We start from the raw sequence: 6,499 nt of genomic DNA on the forward strand, positions 1-6,499 counted from the left end.
ACACTCGACACGCCCGCCGCGCTGATAGAACTGCCGCGCATGCAGCGCAACATCGCGCGCATGCAGCAGCGCATGAACGCGCTGGGCGTGCGTTTCCGGCCGCATGTCAAAACCAGCAAATGCACGCCCGTCGCACGTGCGCAGGTGGCCGCGGGTGCGCAGGGCATTACCGTCTCCACACTCAAGGAAGCCGCTCAGTTTTACGCCGACGGTTTCAACGACATCCTCTACGCGGTCGGCATGGTGGCCACCAAGCTGCCGCAGGCGCTGGCCCTGCGGCGCCAGGGCTGCGATCTGAAAATCATCACCGACAGCGTGGCATCGGCCGCCGCCATTGCCGCCTTCGGCCGCGAGCACGGTGAAAAGTTTGAGGTCTGGATAGAAATCGACAGCGACGGCCACCGCTCCGGCATCAAGCCCGGCGAGGCCGCCTTGCTGGACGTTGCCCGCACGCTGCACGAAGGCGGCATGCAGCTGGGCGGCGTCATGACGCATGCAGGTTCGAGCTACGACCTCAACACCCCCGAAGCGCTGGTGGCGATGGCTGAGCAGGAGCGTGCCGCCTGTGTGGAAGCTGCCGAACGCGTGCGCGCCGCGGGCTTTCCGTGCGGTGTTGTCAGCGTGGGCTCCACACCGACGGCGCTGTCAGCTGCACAGCTCCAGGGCGTCACGGAAGTGCGCGCCGGCGTGTATGTGTTTTTTGACCTCGTGATGCACAACATCGGCGTGTGCGGGACAGACGACATCGCTCTCAGTGTGCTGACCACCGTGATCGGCCACCAGGCTGAGAAGGGCTGGGCGATTGTGGACGCCGGCTGGATGGCCATGAGCCGCGACCGCGGCACGCAAAAGCAGGCGCATGACTTCGGCTACGGCCAGGTTTGCAGCACCGACGGCAAGGTGCTGCCGGGGTATGTCCTCAGCGGCGCCAACCAGGAACACGGCATCCTGTCGCGCGAAGGTGCGCCCGACACCGACATTGCCGCGCACTTTCCCATCGGCACACAGCTGCGCATCTTGCCGAACCATGCCTGCGCTACCGGTGCGCAGTATCCGGCGTATCACGCACTGGCCGAAAACGGCGAGCTGGCAACCTGGGGCCGCTTGCACGGCTGGTGAGCCGCGGTTTTCATGTGACCAGGCGCTATTAAAAGCATAGCTGCTTGCGCGCGTCCCTATTGGTCTGCAGGCACTTTTTGCTTGCGAATCCTTTGAGGCGGCTCACTTGCACATGCTGTAGCCGCCGGTCTCCAGGTGGAAGTGGTCCTTGTGCGCGGCGTTGTAGTCAGGGCCCAGCACGCCCTTGAAGTACTTGCAGGCCCCTTTGTGGGCATCGCGCAGCAGTAGCGCCTCAGGCCCGGGCGGCGGGGCAGCGTCTTCGTCGGGCCAGTGTTTCAGCACCGTCACACGCTTGCCGCTGGCCAGCGTGAAGGCGGAAATGTCCAGCGCATTGGCAGTGGCATGGCGGCTGCGGGAACGGGCCGGCGCATGGGGCGGCGCACCTTCGCCGCTGTTGATGTTGCGGCAGGCATAGCTGCCCAGGTGGTCAATGCCCGCCACGCGCTGGTCAAAATGCAATTGCGCGGCCGGCTGCAGCGCATTTCTTTCCCACATAAAGAACGACAGCGCCATGGGGCAACTGAGTGGCAGGGCCGCGCCTATGCGCACCGGCGCCGTGCGCAGCCGCACCGCATTGCTGAAGCCGCAGCCGTCGCCCGTGCTGCGGTCGGGCAATTCGTCGTACTGCATGCCCGTGCTTGCCAGCGCGGCCAGGCAGCGCGCCGGGTCGTTGCGCGCGCGTGACAGTTTGTAAAAGGTCAGCATGTTGGGCGGCGCCGTCACTTCGAGTGGCGCCCACGGATTGATGTGCGCGGGAATCTGCAAAGCGCCGCTGTAAACGCCATATGCCGCCGTGACCAGGCCGCTCCATAGAGCCAGCCGTAACCAGCGGCCCCAGCGAATCCGCCTCGCAGGCGGTTCGTCGGGTAGCTGGCCGGGGTCGGGGGGAAGGGACATGCGTTTTCTGGTAAACCGTGCAGGCTCTAGCGTACAGGCCCGCTACCCCAAGATGGCCGGATTTGTTCTCTTGCGCTGAAATCCTGAGTGCTGCAGGAGGACTCCACACCGGATCCATCGTTTAATGGCATCGTCTGAAACTGATGCCAGGGCGCGCGCATAAAGCCGCGGGCCAAGAGCCTTAACGGAGTATTTTGATGGCCGACAACGCAACCCACACCCCAGCCCAATCCCCGCTGGCCGCTGACACCAGCCGGCACCACCAGATGTTTCCGGTGCTCAGCGCCGCTGAAATTGCCCGCATCCAGCGTTTTGGCAAGGTGCTGCAATTCAAAAAAGGCGAGAGGCTGTTCGCCGCCGGCGAACCCGGCCCCGGCATGTTTGTGATGCTCAAGGGGTCGGTCACCATCACCCAGCGTGACGGCCTCGGCCATGTGGTGCCCATCGTCAACCAGGGGCCGGGCCAATTTCTGGCCGAGGTCGGCCAGCTGTCGGGCCAGAACGCGCTGGTCGACGGCCACGCCGAGGAAGATGTCGAAGCCCTGCTGGTGCCGCCCGGCCAGCTGCGCGCGCTCATCATTGCCGAAGCCGACCTGGGCGAGCGGCTGGTACGCGCGCTGATCCTGCGGCGCGTGGCATTGATTGAAGCCGGCGCCAGCGGCCCGGTGCTGATCGGCCAGCCCAACTCCGCCGGGGTCGTGCGGCTGCAGAGCTTTTTGAACCGCAACGGCGAGCCCAACCATGTGGTGGACATCGCCCAGGACGCAGGCGCCGCCGCGCTGATGGAACAATACGGCGTAGCCGCCGGTGACGTACTCGCGGTATGCCCGGACGGCTCAGTGCTGGTGAACCCCGACGAGAACCAGCTGGCGCGCTGCATCGGCATGGTCGATACCAAAGAGCACGACGAGCTGTTCGACGTGATCGTGGTCGGCGCCGGGCCCGCCGGGCTGGCCACGGCGGTGTATGCCGCATCGGAAGGCCTGCATGTGCTGGTGCTCGACTGCCGCGCTTACGGCGGGCAGGCCGGTGCCAGTGCGCGCATTGAGAACTACCTGGGTTTCCCCACCGGTATCTCGGGCCAGGCGCTGGCTGGCCGTGCTTATGTGCAGGCGCAAAAGTTTGGTGTGGAAATGCTGATCCCCGCGCAGGCCCAGTCGCTGGACTGCGCCCACAAGGCCATCAAGGGCGAGCTGCAGGTCCAGCTCACGGATGGCCGCAAGCTGCGCGCCAAGACCGTGGTGGTAGCCAGCGGCGCCCGCTACCGCCGGCCTGAGGTGCCGCGCCTTGCAGAATTTGAAGGCCGCGGGGTCTGGTACTGGGCCTCCGCACTCGAAGCCMAAATGTGCAGCCAGACCGAGGTGGTACTGGTGGGCGGTGGCAATTCAGCCGGCCAGGCGGCCGTGTTTTTGTCGCAGCATGCGGCCAAGGTCAACATGCTGGTGCGCGGCCCCAGCCTGGCGGCAAGCATGTCGCGCTACCTCATTGACCGCATTGAGGCCGCACCCAACATCGAGCTGCTGCCGCACACCGAGGTGGTGAAGCTGCACGGCGATGATGAAGGCGACGGCAACGGCGGCACAGGCCTGGCCGGCGTGACATGGCGCAACCGCAAGAGCGGCACCGAACACGCGGCGGATGTGCGCAACGTGTTCCTCTTTGTCGGCGCTGATCCCGAAACCGGCTGGCTCACCAGTTGCGGCGCGGCCATTGATGCGCATGGCTTTGTCCGCACCGGGGAGGCCGTCACCTGCAAGCATTCCGACTACAAACCGGCTCCGCTGGAAACGAATATTCCGGGCCTTTTTGCCATTGGCGATGTGCGCAGCGGTTCGGTCAAGCGCGTGGGCGGCGCGATAGGCGAGGGCGCTGCGGTGGTGTCCATGATCCACCAGCACCTGGCCGCGATGGAGCGTACGGCGGTTGCTGCCTGACGAAAATTCTGGAGATTCACATGCGCATCAAACCTTGCACCCACGTTCCTGCCGAGATTCACTCACCCAACGCAAGAGGCTGCGAAGAATGCCTGAAGATGGGCGACACCTGGATGCATCTGAGACTCTGCGTGCACTGCGGCCATATCGGCTGCTGCGACGACTCCAAAAACAAACACGCCAGTAAACACCACGCGGCCACAGGGCACGCAGTGATCCAGTCCTTCGAACCCGGAGAGAGCTGGATGTGGTGCTATGAACACCAGTTGCAAGTAGGCTAGGAGCCGTTCACAAAACCCTCCTGGCGTTGTTGCGTCGCCTTGCCGTGCCGGTGCACTGTCTGCGGCGTCGCGCCTAGCCAGGACCGCTTCGCTGGGTTTTGTGAACGGCTCTTTAGGCAGGGGGCGACGGTGCAGCCTTGGCAGTCTTGGTGAACTCCGTCGTGGCCACCATCACCGGGCTGGATTTCGGGCTGCGCTGCCAATGCTCGTCGGCTGCTTTCCCCACCGCATCCTTGTCGTAGACGCCCTTTGAGAGGTCCGCCCAGACGTGCACGTAGGCACGGCACCAGGCATCCCTGGCCTCATGGACCTTTTCTTCGGAGAGTTCCGGGGTAGGCCCTGGATCGGGCTCGGGATCGTGTTCGGGGGCCATGCAGCCATCGTAGCGGTCCACGGCCGCCGAGTCCACTGCCCAGTGGGTCAGCTTGAGAAGACAAACTTCCCGTTCACTTTCCTCGGCCACAGAAAGCGCAAGTCCGGGAAAACTTTTGATTGAACATACAGGACAAAACCACACAAGGCTGCGCTGGTGACCAGCCCGGCCAGGGTGCTGGCGGGCGCAGTGACGAAGCCGTCCAGCGTTCTGGCGACGCCCAGTATGGAGAGCATCACGTAGGCTTCGTAAGCAACAGCCTTGTTGGTATAAAAAGCCCAGGCAAAGGCCAGTGGTACCAGCGTCATCAATGCGCTGGCAATCCAGGGTGCGTTGGGGCCAATTTTGTAGCCGATTCCGTAGCCCACAAAGAAGGCAAGAATCACCTGGATGAGCATGATCACGATCAGCACCCGGACTTTGCCCCGGTGGACTTCGGTGAGTTCGGGATCGGGGTGGCTCGCAATCACCGTCGCGAGTTGCTTGTCTTTCATGCCTTTGCCGGACAACTGTGCAAATGTCGCGGTTTTTCCCTGCCCGGCGGCGAGTAACTCACGCGCCATTTGCTTGACTTCGGATTTTTCCATCGGCATTTTCGCTCCCCCTGTTGTATGAATTCTGATGGTGCGCGGCTTGCGCCTGATTCTGGATGCCGTGATTCGCCTTCCTGTTGTAGCCTGAGAAAGACACCCTTATTTCACACAACCCAAGGCCTGTAGTGCAGCCCTGACGTCCGCTGGCCCCTGCACGTGAACCGCCTGAAGCCCGGCGGCCCTTGCGCCCGCCACATTGTCGGGATGGTCGTCAAAAAACAGGATGGCGTTCAGGGGGACGCCCATGGCGTCCGCGACGTATTCAAAAGCCCGGCGTTCGGGTTTGCGGTAGCCCATGTCGGACGAGACAAAAATGCGCTCGAACGACTGCGCCAGATCAGGATAGAGCGCTGTCCATGCTACCTGGTGCGTGGCGTTGGTGTTAGAGAAAACGTAGCAGGGAAGATGGGCACGCGCTTCCTGCACCAGGAGGCGGGTTTCGGTGATTTCACCGCCGAAGATGGCGTTCCAGCCTGCGGTGATGTGCGCGGGATCGTCCTGCAGCTCCAGGGTCATGGCCAGGTGCGCGAAGTATTGCGCCGCCGTGATTTCGCCACGTTCATGCTGCTGGTAAGGCAGATCAGAACTGAAAGTGGCTTTCAGCTCTTCAAGGGACAGCCGCGAAATCGGCTGCCAGTGTTCCAGCACGCGGTTGAAATCGACATCGATCAACACGCCGCCGAGATCGAACAGCAGGGCCTGGATTTTGGTGGTTGGCATTTTGCTGAGCTTATGCGTTTTTGTAGGTCTGGTCGCTGTGCGGCGCAGCCATGAACTCGGGCAACTGCTCAGCCCGGGCCGAAAATTCGCACAAGGCCGGATAGTCAGCTGCCTTCACCACTTCGGGGATCATCGCCTGCGTGAAGTGCCAGGTGATGCCTGTGGTCACGCCATCCTGGCCCATGGTGCCGCTGGTCGCAGCCAGCGGCTTGCGCTGGAGTTCTGATTCCAGTTCACCATAGGCCGCCAGCAACTGGCCTGTCACACGAGACACCCAGGGCTGGTGCAGCTTTTCAGCGGGGCGCAGGTTGCGCTCATAGATGATCTGCACGCTTTTCTCACAGGCGGCCATGGCCAGGCCGATCACGCGCAGTGCCTGCTGGCGTTCGGCAATGGCCGCGGGCATCAGGCTTTTGGGCGGGGCCTGCTGCGCGGCCAGCGCTTCGGCGTAGTCGATGATCAGGGTGGAATCCATCAGCACCGTGCCGTCGTCGCAAACAACCGAAGGCGCCTTGACGACCGGGTTGATCTGCCGGAATTGGTCGAAGGTGCTGAACACCGAGATCGACTGGTGTTCAAAGC

Annotated in this window: 8 protein-coding genes; 3 read left to right on the plus strand and 5 right to left on the minus strand. The window is 63.3% G+C overall.

The window, feature by feature from the left end; translation table 11 throughout:
- A partial coding sequence (locus AC1D0Z_RS14175; RefSeq protein WP_477658867.1) for a DSD1 family PLP-dependent enzyme occupies positions 1 to 1,119 on the plus strand: 1,119 nt, incomplete at its 5' end.
- Between the two features lie 102 nt (positions 1,120 to 1,221).
- On the opposite strand, the gene AC1D0Z_RS14180 is transcribed toward AC1D0Z_RS14175, so the two are convergent.
- Complete coding sequence (locus tag AC1D0Z_RS14180) at positions 1,222 to 2,016, minus strand: extensin-like domain-containing protein (RefSeq protein WP_477658868.1); 795 nt, start codon at positions 2,014 to 2,016, stop codon at positions 1,222 to 1,224.
- Positions 2,017 to 2,213: 197 nt separating this feature from the next.
- On the opposite strand from AC1D0Z_RS14180, the gene AC1D0Z_RS14185 reads away from it, so the two are divergent.
- Both AC1D0Z_RS14185 and AC1D0Z_RS14190 read left to right on the plus strand, forming a co-directional pair.
- Positions 2,214 to 3,950 (plus strand): FAD-dependent oxidoreductase, encoded by a 1,737-nt coding sequence (locus AC1D0Z_RS14185; RefSeq protein ID WP_477658869.1) that lies wholly within the window; start codon positions 2,214 to 2,216, stop codon positions 3,948 to 3,950.
- Positions 3,951 to 3,970: 20 nt separating this feature from the next.
- Positions 3,971 to 4,231 carry a UBP-type zinc finger domain-containing protein gene (locus AC1D0Z_RS14190; RefSeq protein WP_457278560.1) on the plus strand — a complete coding sequence of 87 codons (261 nt, stop codon included), beginning with the start codon at positions 3,971 to 3,973 and terminating at the stop codon, positions 4,229 to 4,231.
- 112 nt (positions 4,232 to 4,343) lie between these two features.
- Here AC1D0Z_RS14190 and AC1D0Z_RS14195 read toward each other — a convergent pair whose 3' ends face one another.
- The 4 genes from AC1D0Z_RS14195 to AC1D0Z_RS14210 all read right to left on the minus strand — a co-directional run.
- On the minus strand, positions 4,344 to 4,625 hold the full coding sequence (locus tag AC1D0Z_RS14195; RefSeq protein WP_477658870.1) for a hypothetical protein: 282 nt from the start codon (positions 4,623 to 4,625) through the stop codon (positions 4,344 to 4,346).
- Between the two features lie 26 nt (positions 4,626 to 4,651).
- The gene (locus tag AC1D0Z_RS14200) at positions 4,652 to 5,191 is read right to left on the minus strand and encodes a hypothetical protein (protein WP_477658871.1); all 540 of its coding nucleotides are present in this window, start codon (positions 5,189 to 5,191) and stop codon (positions 4,652 to 4,654) included.
- A 105-nt stretch (positions 5,192 to 5,296) separates the two neighbouring features.
- A complete protein-coding gene (locus tag AC1D0Z_RS14205) occupies positions 5,297 to 5,917 on the minus strand; it encodes an HAD-IA family hydrolase (RefSeq protein WP_477658872.1) in 621 nt (206 codons plus the stop codon).
- A 10-nt stretch (positions 5,918 to 5,927) separates the two neighbouring features.
- A partial coding sequence (locus tag AC1D0Z_RS14210) for a glutathione S-transferase (RefSeq protein ID WP_477658873.1) occupies positions 5,928 to 6,499 on the minus strand: 572 nt, incomplete at its 5' end.

Source organism: Polaromonas sp. P1_E3 (assembly GCF_056405935.1).